Origin of the sequence: Fructilactobacillus sanfranciscensis (assembly GCF_029023685.1) — a bacterium.
In the GTDB taxonomy this organism is placed as follows: domain Bacteria; phylum Bacillota; class Bacilli; order Lactobacillales; family Lactobacillaceae; genus Fructilactobacillus; species Fructilactobacillus sanfranciscensis.
The window spans coordinates 866,399-880,614 of record NZ_CP118925.1 but is presented as its reverse complement, the minus strand read 5'-3'; the positions used below and the strand labels follow the sequence as shown (position 1 = coordinate 880,614).

Genomic DNA, 14,216 nt, shown 5'->3' with positions numbered 1-14,216 from the left:
AACAATATAAGTGATTAATCACACAATGACGGAGGAATTTACATTTATGAATAATGAAAAACAAAACAGCTCAAGTTTAATTTCACGTTTAGAAAATTTTAAAATCGATGGTTTCGGTTTAGTTTTCTACGCTATTATTGGAATTATCTTTGTAGCTGCTGTTTTAATTCACGCTTTGCCTAATGATATTTTAGGAGCTTTATTTACCATGGTTGTCCTTGGTAATGTTTGCTACTTCCTAGGTTCAAAGCTTCCAATCTTTAGAAGTTATCTTGGTGGTGGTGCATTCTTTGCTTTAATGGCACCAGCTACTTTAGTATTTTTCCATCTCATTCCAACTTATGTTGTTAGTGATGTACATACATTCTTATCAACTGATAACTTCCTTAACTTTTATATTGTTGCCTTGATTACCAGTGCTATTTTGGGTATGAATCGTGACATGTTATTAAAGGCTGCAGTTCGTTTCTTACCAGTTGCAATTATTTCAGCTGCCATCGCGTTTGTAGCCGTTGGTTTAGTTTCAATGTTGATTGGTAAAGGTTTCAGCTATGGTGCGTTATACGTTGCTTTCCCAGCTATGGGTGGTGGTGTTGGTGCCGGTGCTGTGCCACTTTCAAAAATTTACGCTTCATCAATGCATGGGGCTGCTGCTGGATACTTCTCACATTTACTTCCAGCTGTAATCCTTGCTAATATCTTTGCTATTTTAGGCGCTAGTTGGGTAAGTAAACTCTTATCTAACAGTAAATACAATGGTCATGGTCAAATGCTCCCTGGTGAATTTAAAGCTTCTAAAACAGATGCATCAGCTTTTTCTTTCACTAAGTTAGGAGTGGGAATGGCCGTTGCTGGTGCCATTTATCTAGTTGGTGAAATTCTTACCAAATTAGTTCCAATGGTTAACGACTTTGCCTTTATCATTATTTTAGTAATTGTCTTAAAAGCAACTAGTTTGATTCCTAAGTACTATGAAGAATCTGCTGTAACTTTTGGTCAATCAGTAACTAAGACATGTACTCATGCCTTACTTGCTGGAATGGGACTTGCTATGGTTGATTTAAACGTTTTGACTAGTTCAATTACTTGGCAATTAGTTTTATTAGTGCTTGTAAGTATCGTTGCAATTAGTACTTCAGCATTCTTCTTAGGTAAGTTATTTGGACTATATCCAGTTGAAGCTGCGATTACTGCTGGATTCATTGATAACTCAATGGGTGGAACTGGTAACGTTTCCGTTTTAGCTGCTTGTGATCGGATGCAATTAATTGCGTTTGCTCAAATGGGTAACCGTTTATGTGGTGCCATTACATTAGTTGTATCCGGTTTCTACATTGCTTTCTTTGGCTAAAATTTAAAATAAATTAAAAAATTAAAATTCTAGGATATCGGTCATTATGGCTGATTTTCCTAGAATTTTTTGGTTTTTTAGCTAATAAAAGAGTGTTTTAATTGTTACACGATATTTTGATTATGTTACACCATTACATAAATGACGTTTTCTTTAATCTTAACGTAATGTTTATGTAACATATTACCTTTAGCATTGTATTTGTTAACTGAAAGAAGTTAAGACAATATGTCATTACTATTTGTCGAAAAATAAAGGAGTTTTCTATTTATGAAGAAAAGAAACATGATTAAGTCAATCGCAACTTTTGCTGCTGTATCTGCTGGTGTTTTATTTGCAGGTTCACAAAGTGCAAGTGCCAGTACTGTAAAACATACTGTTGTATCAGGTGATACTTTAAACAAGATTTCTGCTCAATATGGCGTTTCAGTACAAGATTTAGCTCAAGCAAACAAAATTCAAGATATTAACAAAATTTATGTTGGTGAAGTATTTACTATTAGTGATGATGGTCAAGTATCTGTTTCAGATCAAAGTGCTGTTGCTGCAGCACCTGCACAAGCTGCAACTGCTCCAGTAGCACAAGCACCAGTACAACAAAGTGCTCCAGCTGCTAGTTCAGTAAGTGGTAGCGATGCTGCTGCTAAAGACTGGATTGCCGGTCGTGAATCTGGTGGTAACTACGGTGCTCAAAATGGACAATATGTTGGTAAATACCAATTATCAGCATCATACCTAAACGGTGATTACTCAGCTGCTAACCAAGAGAGAGTTGCTGATAACTATGTAACTTCACGTTACGGTTCATGGTCAGGTGCTCAATCATTCTGGCAATCACATGGTTGGTACTAAAATTAACTTATTAAAATAAAGTAAACAAAAAAGGAATTCCAATTGGAATTCCTTTTTTGTATTTAAAATTATTAATTATTATTAATGCTAAATTGTTCAGATCCCAAATTAGTACCATCAATACTTGAAGATTCATTGATACTGTTAGTGCTAATTCCTTCACTAGCATTAATTTTAATTGGATCTTTTTGATTATCTAATTCATAAACCACACTGTTTTTGGCAGAATCACCTTCAGCAAGGTTTTTATCAGGATTTGAATCAAGACGATCGTCAGTAAAACTAACTTTTTTAAGCGATTTACCTTTTTGGGTTATTTTAAAGGTATTATTCCAAGCAGTTAGTGGCGTAATAATTTTGTTTGATTTGTTAGTGGTTTTATACATGAAGACCACTAAAGGTTGACTATATTCTTGTGTATCTTTAATTGTTTTGACCCCAGTAATTTTAATTGTTTTATCATTTAATGTTGCTACATTATTTTTAAATGATGATCTAGTAGGGGTTTTGACTTGTTTAGTAGTTTGTTTTTTATCATTACTTGATTTTTTGTATTGACCATCTAATGATGAACAACTTGCTAAAGTCAAAGAACTAAGAATAACAATGCTACTGACTAAAAGTTTTTTCATCTTATTATCTCCCTTAAACATACTATTTATATTGTACCGTAAACTATCAAATTAACCAATCGGATTAGATTTACCTTGCATAATTATAATGATTAAATTTTACTTATTATAAAGTAACTCAGTCCCGCAAGATTAAGTTTTGAAAGACCTTTTAATTTAGGAGGAGAGATATATGAAAGTAGCAGTTGTAGGTTCATCACACGGTGGTTTTGAAACTGTAAGAGGAGTATTACACGATTTTCCCAATGCTGAGATTGATTGGTATGAAAAGGGCGATTTTGTTTCTTTCTTATCATGTGGAATTGAATTGTATCTTCAAGGAGTCGTTAAGGATGTTAATTCCGTTAATGATGCAACGATTGGTGGAATGGAAGCAAAGGGCGTTCATGTTCATATTAATTCTGAAGTGACTAGCATTGACCCAGAACAACATTCAATTAAGGTTGTTGATGTTAATAACGGTGAAGAAACTGAAAGTAAATATGATAAGTTAGTTCTTTCGTTAGGAGCGGTTCCTTTTGAACTACCTGTGCCAGGAAAAGATTTAAAGAATATTTATGCTATGCGTGGACGTGACTGGGAAATTCTTTTAAAGAAAGCTGAAGTTGACCCTGATATTAATAATGTCTCAGTCATTGGTTCAGGTTATATTGGAATTGAAGCCGCCGAATCATTTGCAAAGGCCGGTAAGAAAGTTACTATTATTGATCAAAATCCAACTATTTTAGGAACTTATTTAGATTCAGAATTTACAGATATCTTAACTAAAACGCTTGAAGATCACGGTATTTCAATTAAAACTAGTCAATCCGTTAAAGAAATTATTGGTAATGATGAAGATAAAGTAACCAGTTTGGTAACGACAACTGGTGAAACTATTCCTACTGATTTAGTGATTGAAGCTGCAGGAATTCGTCCAGCAACTGAATGGTTGAAAGATACTGTTAAACTTGATAGCCAAGGCTTAATTATGACTGATGAATATCAAGAAACTAGTCAACCAGATATTTTTGCCGTTGGTGATGCCACTAAAATTGAGTTTTCCCCAACTGGAACGAAAAAATTAATTGCGTTTGCACCAAATGCTCGTCGACAAGGTCGTTCAGCTGCTTATAATTTAAATGAAAAACGTCGCAAAACAACTGCTGTCTCTGGATCATCTGCACTTCATGTCTATAATTACAAGTTTGCTTCAACTGGATTAAAAGATGTTACCGCTAAAAAATGGGTATTGACGTTGAATCAGTATTTTTAACTGATGATAAAGTACCAGCTTCAAACAATGCAAAAGTATACTTCGAATTAACTTTTGATCCGCGTACTCGTGAAGTTTTAGGGGCTCAAATTATGTCTAAACAAGATGTAACGGCTAATATCAATGCAATTTCGCTAGCAATCCAAAAACACATGACAGTTGATGAATTGGTTTATGCTGATTTCTTCTTCCAACCAGGCTTTGACCGTCCTTGGAACGTTATGAATATTGCAGCACAAAAAGCACAAGATAAATTAAATAAATAATTTTTAAATCCTATCAATTTTAGTTGATAGGATTTTTTTGGATAAAATCTTAACAAAAGTAGCCTAATTTTATAAAATTTTGTCATTTTATTGATATTTTCTCAAATTACTATTATCATTGTAAATAAAATAAAACATATGTTTTAAAAATGTAGACAATTAAGGGAGTTTCAAATATGCCAAAATTAAATGCCAGACTTAGTGAGACGTATAATCATACTCTCGCCCAAATCACTCCAGCGCGTATTCGTTCGTTTTCTTTGAAAATAAGCGATGTTCCTGATTTAATCAGTTTAAATGTTGGAGAACCTGGGTTCAATACGCCAGAACACATTAAAAAAGCTGCCATTGAAAGCATTAAAGAAAACAAGTCACACTATTCTCCTCAACCAGGTTGGATGGAGTTGCGTGAAACAATTAGTCGTTACGTAAAAAAACGTCTTAATCTTGATTATGATGCTGCTACAGAGGTTGTGGTTACTGATGGGGCAACGGAAGCTCTATCCAGTACTTTTTTAGCAACAATTAATGATGGTGATAAAGTAATTGTTCCAATGCCTGCTTATCCAGCTTATGTTTCAGTAATTGAAATGGCACATGGTGAGGTAGTTTCAATTGATACCTCTGCAGATGCATTTAAATTAACGGCAGAAAAGCTCGAAGAAACTTTAAAAGCTAACCCAGATGCTAAATCAATTATTTTAAATTACCCAACTAATCCAACTGGGGTTGAATACACTGAAGATGAAATTAAGGCTTTAGCTAAAGTTTTAGACGAATATGGTTTGTTAGTAATTTCTGATGAAATATACGCTGAATTAACTTATGAAATGCCACACACTTCTATTGCACAATATTTACCTGAAAGTACGATTTTAATTAATGGTGTTTCAAAATCTCATGCCATGACTGGGTGGCGCTTAGGGTATATTACAGGACCAGCTGAAGTAATCAAAAATGTTAACAAGGTTCATGGATATTTAGTTACATCACCATCTAATCCAGCCCAGTATGCTGCACTAGAGGCCTTAGACAATGGTTATGATGATTCTAAACCAATGCTTGTTAAATATCGTGAGCGTCGTGATTTAGTAACTGAAGCACTTCGTAAAGTTGGCTTCGATGTAATTAGTCCTGATGGTGCTTTTTATATCTTTGCTAAGATGCCAAATAAGTTCAATGAAACTTCAGAAGAGTTTGCTTTAAGACTTGCTCGTGAAGCTCATGTCGGAGTTACACCAGGAGATGCTTTTGGCGAAAGTGGTCAAGGGTATGTTCGAATTTCTTATGCAGCTGACTTAGATAACATTAAGGAAGCTATGAAACGAATTACAAAATTTGTTAATGAAAATTAAATTTTAAAAAGTCTATGAGAAATCATAGGCTTTTTGTAATTTTAGGTTAAGTTATGGTTAATGACCTTTGCGAATGCTAGATAAAACGATACACTTATACTATAAAAACAAATAAATTGGAGCGATAAAATGAACGTTGGAATTGATAAGATAGGATTTTTTACTCCTAATTACTATGTTGATATGGTTGATTTAGCAAATGCTAGAAATGAAAATCCTAATAAATATTTAATTGGAATTGGACAAACGGAACAAGCAGTAATTCCAAATACCCAGGACACAGTTACCATGGCTGCTAATGCTGCTTTACAAGTAATCGATGATAGTAATCGTGATAAAATTAGTTTAATTATTTTAGGTACAGAGACTGGAATTGATAATTCTAAGTCGGGGGCTATTTATTTACAAAATTTATTAGGGTTAAGTCGTCATGCACGAGCTTTTGAAATCAAGCAAGCGTGTTATGGAGCAACTGCTGGAATTCAAATGGCCAAAGAGTTTGTAAGTCTTCATCCAAATCAACAAGCACTTGTGGTCGGAGCTGATGTAGCGCGTTATGGAGTTAGAACCGCTGGGGAAGTAACTCAAGGTGGAGGAGCAGTGGCAATGACGATTGCAGCTGACTCAACAATTCTTAAACTAAGCAAAAATAGCAGTGTATATTCAGATGATATTATGGATTTTTGGCGTCCTTTGAATCGAACTGAGGCCTTGGTTGATGGTCATTATTCGAATGATATTTACCAACAATTTTTTGTAAAGACGATTCATGATTATTTGCAAACTAATGACATGAATTTGACTGATTTAAGTGCTTTAGTATTCCATCTTCCATACACAAAGATGGGTCTTAAAGGGTTACGTGAAATTTTGCCTGAACTTTCTGAAACTGATCAAAAGCACTTCTTAAGTGAGTTTGAGGCTAGTCGTGTTTATAACAAACGAGTTGGTAATTTATATACTGGCTCGTTGTATCTCAGTTTGTTATCTCTATTGGATAATTCTGATGATTTGCATGCTGGAGATCAAATTGGAATCTTTAGTTATGGTTCAGGGGCCCAAGGTGAATTTTACACTGGTACTTTACAACCAGGATTTAAAAACAGCCAACGAAAAAAACAAATTAATGAAATACTTAATCAAAGAACTCGTTTAACAGTTCCAGAATATGAAACGATGTTTGCACAATGGCCTAAACTAGACGCTGGTGATTATCACCTTGATGATCTTAAAGATCATTCTCAATTTACTTTTACTGGAGTTAACGAAAGTAAACGTCAATATCAAACAAAAGCTTGACATTTATGACCATCGAGTTAAAGTTAATTTAACAAGAAATCTTTAATGACTGTACAGAGAGACTGCAAGATTTTAGCCGAATCTTTAATGCTGTAAAATTAGACTAAAGGACTAACGTCACTGACGTTAGTCCTTTTTGCATAACAGGGGGAATTAAGTTGAGTAAAGAAAAAGATATTGTTTTAGATATTCACGAACGACCAAGTGGGATTAAATGGATTGGGCTATCTTTACAACATATGTTTTCGATGTTTGGTAGTACCGTAATCGTTCCGTTACTAGTTGGATTGAGTCCTAGTATTGCCTTATTTGCATCTGGGATTGGTACGTTATTACATATTTTAATTACAAAGGGTAAAATTCCCGCTTACATGGGATCAAGTTTTGCTTTTATTACACCGATGTTAGCTCTAATGAAGACCACTGGGATTTCTGGAGTACAACAAGGAGTGATTGCAGTTGGGGTTGTTTACTTAATCGTTGCCATGCTGGTTTGGATGCTTGGAACTAATTGGATTGATAAATTACTTCCACCAATTGTGGTCGGCCCAACCGTGGTCGTAATTGGTCTTTCACTTGCCGGAGCCGCTGCTAAAGATGCTATGATGACTGCAAGTGGACACTATAGTTTGACGTATTTCATGATTGCTTTAGCAACCTTATTCTTAGCAGTTTTCTTTAATATGAAATTAAAGGGATTTTTAGGAATGATTCCTGTTCTATTAGCAATTATTTGTGGTTATTTAATCGCAATGGCTTGCGGCTTGGTTGATTTACATGCAATTGCCTCTGCTCCATGGTTCAAAGTTCCAGATTTTCAATTTCTTGGGACTGAAAAAGGATTCCACTTTGACTGGAAAGCAATCTTAATCATGGCACCAATTGCCTTTGTTACAATGACAGAACACATGGGTCATTTAATGGTTTTAGGTGAATTAACTCACCGAAACTTTTTTAAGGATCCAGGCCTAAATCGTACTTTAGCTGGAGATGGAGCTGCTTCATTGATGGCCGGTTTAATTGGTGGTCCAGCAGTAACTAGTTACGGTGAAAATATTGGGGTAATGGCAATTACTAAAGTTTATAGTGTGTATGTAATTGTGGGAGCTGCCATTTTTGCGATGATTTTCGCTTTTGTGAATAAATTAAACGTTTTAATTATGCAAATGCCATTGCCTGTAATTGGGGGAATTAGTTTCTTACTATTTGGAACAATTGCTTCAAGTGGGATTAAAGTAATGGTTGATGATCATCTTGATATGAATAAGAAACGTAATTTGATGATTGCTTCTGTTGTCCTTGTTATTGGAGTCGGAAATGCTTATCTTCAATTAGGTAATTTCCAGTTTACTGGAGTTGCTTTGGCAACGGTGATTGGAATTGTCTTGAACTTAATTCTTCCTGATGAAGATGGAGACAAAGTTTCTCCTGAAAAATAAGCTATCGAAGCCGATACAACTGATACTCTATAAAAACTAAACGAAAGGACTGATTTAAAAATCAGTCCTTTTTTTGATTGGCTTTAGTCAATTTGTGGAAAAAAAGTAAGTGTTTGGTTATAATTGAACTATTTGATAAACCAAAATAAGCAAACAGGAGAGTTAAAATGTGGGATATTGTCATTTCAGCATTACCTAAATTATTAGAAGCAATGGTTAAGTATACAATCCCGTTAACCTTACTTTCTTTTACATTTGGAATTATAATTGCTGTAATTGTAGCGTTAATTAAATTTTTGAATCCAAAGGTTAGTGGAATAGTTTCAATTTTATGGAAACTTCTACGATTACTTACGAGTTTTTATGTCTGGGTTTTTCGTTCGACACCGTTGTTAGTTCAATTATTTATTATCTTTTTTGGTCTTCCAGCAATTGGGGTTAAATTGCCAGCTTTCACTGCAGCTGTGATTGGTTTTTCATTGAATACTGGGGCTTATGCTTCTGAAACCATTCGTTCAGCTTTGTTATCAGTTAATAAAGATCAGTGGGATGCTGCATATACTTTGGGATTTAGTACCCCAAAAACACTATGGAAAATTATAATGCCTCAAGCATTTCGAATTGTTTTGCCACCTTTATCAAACGAATTTATTGGTTTGGTTAAAGATACATCATTAGCTAGTACCATTACGATTGCTGAAATGTTTCAGATTAGTCAGCAGTATGCAGCACAAAATTATGAACCACTTTTAATGTATGTTGAAGTTGCTGCTTTATATGCAATGCTATGTACAATTTTAAGCGTCTTACAACGCTACTTAGAAAAGAAGTCTTCTAGATATATGAAAGGGGACGAGAACTAATGTTAAAAATTAATGAAATTAAAAAAAGTTTTGGTGAAAAAGCGGTTCTCAAAGGAATTTCAGCTAAATTTCCACAAGGAAAAACAACTGTGATTGTTGGACCATCAGGATCAGGGAAGACTACGCTTTTACGTTCTTTAGATATGTTAGTGACGCCTGATTCGGGAACTTTAGATTTTGATGATTTACATTTGGATTTTGCTAAGCCAATTTCGAACAAAGAAAATAAAGAGCTTCGGGATAAAACTAGCATGGTATTTCAAAATTGGAATTTGTTTCCTAATTTAACTATTTTAAAAAACATTACAGCATCGCCTATTTTTGTGCATCACGTCGCTAAAGAGCAAGCCGAAACAAATGCGCATAATCTATTAAAAGAAGTTGGACTAGACGAATATGCGGATGCATATCCTGATGAGTTATCTGGGGGACAACAACAACGTATTTCAATTTGTCGTGCTTTAGCTGTTAAACCAGAATATATTTTACTTGATGAACCAACTAGTGCATTGGATCCAGAAAGTGAAATGATGATTTTAAAAATGTTGGAAAGATTAGCCAAAGAAGGCCAATCGATGATTATGGTTACTCACAACATGCAATTTGCAAAAGATGCCGCAGATAAAATTTTGTTTGTTGAGAATGGTGAAGTTGAGTTTGATGGTGCAAAAGATGCCTTCTTTAGTCAATCATCAATTCGAGTAAAAGAATTTTTACAAGGAATTTCATTGAAATAAGAAAAAAGACTGGAAAATTTTTCCAGTCTTTTTTATATGAAAGCAATAATTGAAATAATGAAAAATGAAAGTAAACTCCAAGTTATTTTTTCTTGACGCATAAAAATTTGAATTCCGTAAGAGAGAAGGACTAAAGCAATTAGTAAGATATCTTTATTAATTGGAAAGTTAGCTAAAATCAAACCAGAAAAACAAATTATACAAATAACATTAATTGCATCCGCTAGCTCATCTTTGAAAACTAAATTATAAAATAAGAAGTACAAGGTTACCAGGATACCAACATTTAAAACAGTTGACTGTTCCAAATATTGACGACTCATATAGTTAATAGCAGTAACGGGAATAATTGCATTTGTAAGCGAAAAACAAAATAAGCCGTAATAATTTTTAATTTGCATTTTGGGGATTCTAATAAGAATATTAACAATTCCAATTAGAATTGTAGAAATTATTAAAATAAATGGAAATTCACTGGTAACTGATAGCAAAATCGGAATAATACTTAAAACTAAGGTATAGACTCCATTTTGTTTGGTGACCATCAAATATGCTTCCGTGGCCCAACAAATTTCACAGATCATCAAATTAAAAGATTTATCAAATGAAGTAAACAAATGATGTTTAGCTGCTAAATTCCAAACTAAGATGGAGAAAAAGACAAATAAAATGCCTTGAATTATTTGAATGGTCCTTTTATGTGCGATTAAAAAATTTTTCATAAGACTACCTCACTGTTAGTATTAATAGTAGGTTACTTTGCATAATGATTCAACTACTTATTTTTAAATAGATATGATAGTATAAAAGAGTTATAAGTTTATTCCCGATAGGATTCACAATTGTGTGAAGAAGCCTTGTAACCAAAACAATTAGGGGGAAATCGAAATGTCAGAAAAACATTTATTTACTTCTGAATCAGTTTCAGAAGGACATCCAGATAAAATTGCTGATCATATTAGTGATGCAGTTTTGGATGCAATTTTAGCCAAAGACCCACATGCTCGAGTGGCTTGTGAAACATCAGTTGCCACTGGTTTAGTGTTAGTTTTTGGAGAAATTTCAACAACAGCTTACGTTAATATTCGTCAGATTGTGAAAGATACCATCAAAAAGATTGGTTATGACAATCCCGAATATGGATTTGATGCTAATAGTGTGGCTGTTTTAGTTTCAATTAATGAACAATCACCAGACATTGCTCAAGGAGTTAATGAATCCGATGAAACAAAAAACGGTGCTTCTGATCCGTTAGATCAAATTGGAGCCGGTGACCAAGGAATTATGTTTGGTTATGCCATTGATGAAACGCCAGAGTTAATGCCACTACCAATTTCCTTAGCTCATCATGTAATGCAAAAAATTGCTAAAGTTCGTAAAAGTGGGGAATTAACTTATTTACGTCCAGATGCAAAAACAGAAGTCACGGTGGAATATGATGAAAATAATCATCCGTTTCGGGTTGATACGGTTGTTTTGAGTACACAACACGATCCTGACGTTACGCAAGCTCAAATTAAAAAAGATGTGATTGAAAAGGTCATTAAAACTACAATTCCTGCTAAATATCTTGATGAAAATACCAAGTACTTAATTAATCCAACTGGTAAGTTTGTGATTGGTGGTCCAAATGGTGATGCAGGTTTAACTGGTCGTAAAATCATCGTTGATACGTATGGCGGTTCTGCTCATCATGGTGGTGGTGCTTTTTCTGGGAAAGATGCTACCAAAGTTGATCGTTCAGCAAGTTATGCAGCCCGTTATATTGCTAAAAACCTCGTTGCCGCGGGAATTGCGCATCGAATTGAAATTCAATTAGCATATGCAATCGGAGTGGCAGAACCAGTTTCTATCGAAGTGAATACTTTTGGAACATCTAAGTACAGTGATGATCAAATCATCAAAGCTATTAGACAAAACTTTGATTTACGTCCAGCTGGAATTATCAAAATGTTAGATTTACAGCGTCCAATTTATGAGCAAACATCAACTTATGGACACTTTGGAAGAACAGATATTGATTTTCCATGGGAACAAACAAATAAAGTAAAAGATTTAAAAGAATTTTTTAACGCTTAAAAAAAGCCGACCTTTATGGTCGCTTTTTTATTTGCGAATAGGGGAAAGTATGATTAAAAAGAAAGCAACAAACGTAAAAATTGTGACAATTGCATTGTTTATTGCCACATTCATGAGTGCTGTTGAAGGGACAATTGTTTCAACGGCCATGCCAACGATTGTAGGTGATTTGCATGGAGTTTCGTTAATGAACTGGGTCTTCTCAATTTTCTTATTGACGAATGCAATTGCTACTCCCATTTATGGTAAGTTAGCAGATCAATTAGGTCGAAAAAAGGTCTTTATTTTTGGTCTTTTGGTGTTTACTTTAGGTTCAATGTTGTCTGGAATATCTAATTCCATGGAAACCTTGATTATTTGGCGAGCACTTCAAGGAATTGGTGCTGGAGTAATCATGCCAGTTTCGTTTACCATCGTTGCGGACATGTATCCATTTGAAAAGCGGGCTGAAGTAATCGGTCTATTAGGATCAGCTTGGGGAATTGCATCAATTGTTGCACCTTTATTAGGAGGATTTATCGTTGATAATCTTTCTTGGCACTGGATCTTTTTTGTGAACGTACCAATTGGAATCGTGACTATAATTTTGATTGCATTTTTTTTAGTAGAACCAAAACAAGTTCGCCACAGTAAAATCGATTATGGTGGAGTTGGTTTAATTGCAGTTTTACTTTTATCAATTATGTATATGTTCCAGATTTTAGGGGAAACTCCATTGAACCTAATGATGATTGCTTTTTGTTTAATTGTTGCACTTGTTTCTGGTTTCTTATTCATTAAACAAGAACAACGAGTAGTAGATCCAATTATTCCATTAGATATGTTTAAAAACCGAACCTTTGTGACACAAAACTTAATTGCGGCATTAATCAGTGGTTTTATTTTTGCCTATGAAGTTTATCTTCCTGATTGGACTCAAGGAATTTTAGGCTTGAAAGCCACAATGGCCGGATTTGCTATCACACCAAGTTCGGTACTGTGGATGTTAGGTTCATTTTGGACCGGAAAATTATTAACGAAATATTCACCCCAATTAATTATGAATCTTAGTTTTATTTTTATTGGAATTGGATCAATCGTTTCAGTCTTTTTACCAATTTCAACGCCATTTTGGGCCTTCTTTTTGCTTTCTGGTTTAATGGGGATTGGTTTTGGAATTTGTATTACGACATCATCAGTGACGGTTCAAAATGAAGTTTCGCAAGATCGAATTGGGGTAGCTTCTTCATTTAATACATTAAGTCGAACTTTAGGGCAAACTTTAATGATTTCCGTTTTTGGAATTGTGATGAACAAATCAATGGCGGATGGGGTTATTAGTCATCCTCATACCAACATGAACTTAATGGATCAGTTAATTAACCCGCAAACAGCACAAAAGCTAAGTAGTGAAATTCTACCTAGCTTACGTGAGATTTTATATAATTCAATTCACAATGTCTTAGTTGTAGCACTTTTATTAGTCGTAGCTGCCTTTATTGTTAATTGTTTTGATCGAAAGAAGAATTAACGTTTTTGCAAAGCTAACAAAATTGGTGGTTCATGAATTTGATTAATGAATTGATACTGTAAGACGTTAAATTGATGTTGATCGATACTTTTCGCAAATTGTAAAACTTGCTCTTTTTCTTGTTTTCCACCTGGATGCCCATAATAAATTACCAAAATAATTATCCCATTTGGTTTTAGTAATTTCATCATAGATTGGACCGATTTAAGTGTAGTTTGCGGCTTAGTAACAATCTTATGATCACCTTCAGGTAAATAGCCTAAGTTAAAGATAGCTGCCGTGATCGGTGATTTTACATAATTTGTCAGATTTTCATGTCCATCATTAATTACGGTGGTTTGTTGTTCAATTTGATGTTGTTCTACTAATCTTTGGGTTAACTGAGTTGCTTGAGCTTGAATATCAAAACTATAAACGTGTCCGCGCTCACCAACTAGTTGAGCTAAGAATAGGGTATCGTTTCCTTTGCCAGCAGTGGCATCAACGACTACATCACCGGGTTTGACGATTTCTTTAAGTAGGGTATGACTAAAGTTTAATGCTGATTGTAATTTCAAAATTTTCACCATCCTTGATTT

Annotated in this window: 12 protein-coding genes, 1 pseudogene and 1 riboswitch; of the genes and pseudogenes, 10 read left to right on the top strand and 3 right to left on the bottom strand. The window is 34.3% G+C overall.

All coding sequences use genetic code 11. The features are described 5' to 3' along the window. Nucleotides 1-46 precede the first annotated feature (46 nt). Entirely contained in the window at nucleotides 47-1,351 is a 1,305-nt protein-coding gene (locus PY770_RS04430; protein WP_275045818.1) for a 2-hydroxycarboxylate transporter family protein, read from the top strand. 270 nt (nucleotides 1,352-1,621) lie between these two features. Beyond that, complete coding sequence (gene apf / locus PY770_RS04425) at nucleotides 1,622-2,203, top strand: aggregation-promoting factor (protein WP_275045817.1); 582 nt, start codon at nucleotides 1,622-1,624, stop codon at nucleotides 2,201-2,203. Between the two features lie 71 nt (nucleotides 2,204-2,274). On the opposite strand, the gene PY770_RS04420 is transcribed toward apf, so the two are convergent. Continuing rightward, entirely contained in the window at nucleotides 2,275-2,835 is a 561-nt protein-coding gene (locus PY770_RS04420; protein ID WP_014082122.1) for a DUF5067 domain-containing protein, read from the bottom strand. 172 nt (nucleotides 2,836-3,007) lie between these two features. Between PY770_RS04420 and PY770_RS04415 the strand changes: the two are divergent. From PY770_RS04415 to PY770_RS04390, 6 genes and pseudogenes are all read left to right on the top strand, one after another. Continuing rightward, nucleotides 3,008-4,356, top strand: a pseudogene (locus PY770_RS04415) (FAD-dependent oxidoreductase). A gap of 176 nt (nucleotides 4,357-4,532) precedes the next feature. Then, the gene (locus PY770_RS04410) at nucleotides 4,533-5,711 is read left to right on the top strand and encodes an aminotransferase class I/II-fold pyridoxal phosphate-dependent enzyme (protein WP_056957883.1); all 1,179 of its coding nucleotides are present in this window, start codon (nucleotides 4,533-4,535) and stop codon (nucleotides 5,709-5,711) included. A gap of 129 nt (nucleotides 5,712-5,840) precedes the next feature. After that, a complete protein-coding gene (locus PY770_RS04405; protein WP_103428491.1) occupies nucleotides 5,841-7,010 on the top strand; it encodes a hydroxymethylglutaryl-CoA synthase in 1,170 nt (389 codons plus the stop codon). A 158-nt stretch (nucleotides 7,011-7,168) separates the two neighbouring features. Then, nucleotides 7,169-8,449 carry a uracil-xanthine permease family protein gene (locus PY770_RS04400; RefSeq protein ID WP_041817827.1) on the top strand — a complete coding sequence of 427 codons (1,281 nt, stop codon included), beginning with the start codon at nucleotides 7,169-7,171 and terminating at the stop codon, nucleotides 8,447-8,449. Nucleotides 8,450-8,616: 167 nt separating this feature from the next. Further along, nucleotides 8,617-9,312: an amino acid ABC transporter permease gene (locus PY770_RS04395; RefSeq protein WP_275045816.1), complete on the top strand. Its 696-nt coding sequence runs from the start codon at nucleotides 8,617-8,619 to the stop codon at nucleotides 9,310-9,312. Further along, entirely contained in the window at nucleotides 9,312-10,049 is a 738-nt protein-coding gene (locus PY770_RS04390; RefSeq protein ID WP_275045815.1) for an amino acid ABC transporter ATP-binding protein, read from the top strand. The genes PY770_RS04395 and PY770_RS04390 overlap by 1 nt, the downstream gene beginning before the upstream one ends. A 32-nt stretch (nucleotides 10,050-10,081) precedes the next feature. Here PY770_RS04390 and PY770_RS04385 read toward each other — a convergent pair whose 3' ends face one another. After that, a complete protein-coding gene (locus PY770_RS04385; protein ID WP_103450926.1) occupies nucleotides 10,082-10,771 on the bottom strand; it encodes a hypothetical protein in 690 nt (229 codons plus the stop codon). An 85-nt stretch (nucleotides 10,772-10,856) separates the two neighbouring features. After that, nucleotides 10,857-10,940: riboswitch (SMK box riboswitch) on the top strand. Between PY770_RS04385 and metK the strand changes: the two genes are divergently transcribed. Together metK and PY770_RS04375 are read left to right on the top strand one after the other, a co-directional pair. After that, the gene (gene metK / locus PY770_RS04380) at nucleotides 10,938-12,128 is read left to right on the top strand and encodes a methionine adenosyltransferase (RefSeq protein WP_163601108.1); all 1,191 of its coding nucleotides are present in this window, start codon (nucleotides 10,938-10,940) and stop codon (nucleotides 12,126-12,128) included. (Overlaps the previous riboswitch by 3 nt.) Before the next feature lie 49 nt (nucleotides 12,129-12,177). Further along, a complete protein-coding gene (locus PY770_RS04375) occupies nucleotides 12,178-13,638 on the top strand; it encodes an MDR family MFS transporter (RefSeq protein WP_163601107.1) in 1,461 nt (486 codons plus the stop codon). Here the strand turns inward: PY770_RS04375 and mnmM are convergent. Further along, nucleotides 13,635-14,207: a tRNA 5-(aminomethyl)-2-thiouridylate-methyltransferase MnmM gene (gene mnmM, locus PY770_RS04370; RefSeq protein ID WP_163601106.1), complete on the bottom strand. Its 573-nt coding sequence runs from the start codon at nucleotides 14,205-14,207 to the stop codon at nucleotides 13,635-13,637. The genes PY770_RS04375 and mnmM overlap by 4 nt on opposite strands. Nucleotides 14,208-14,216: the final 9 nt, after the last annotated feature.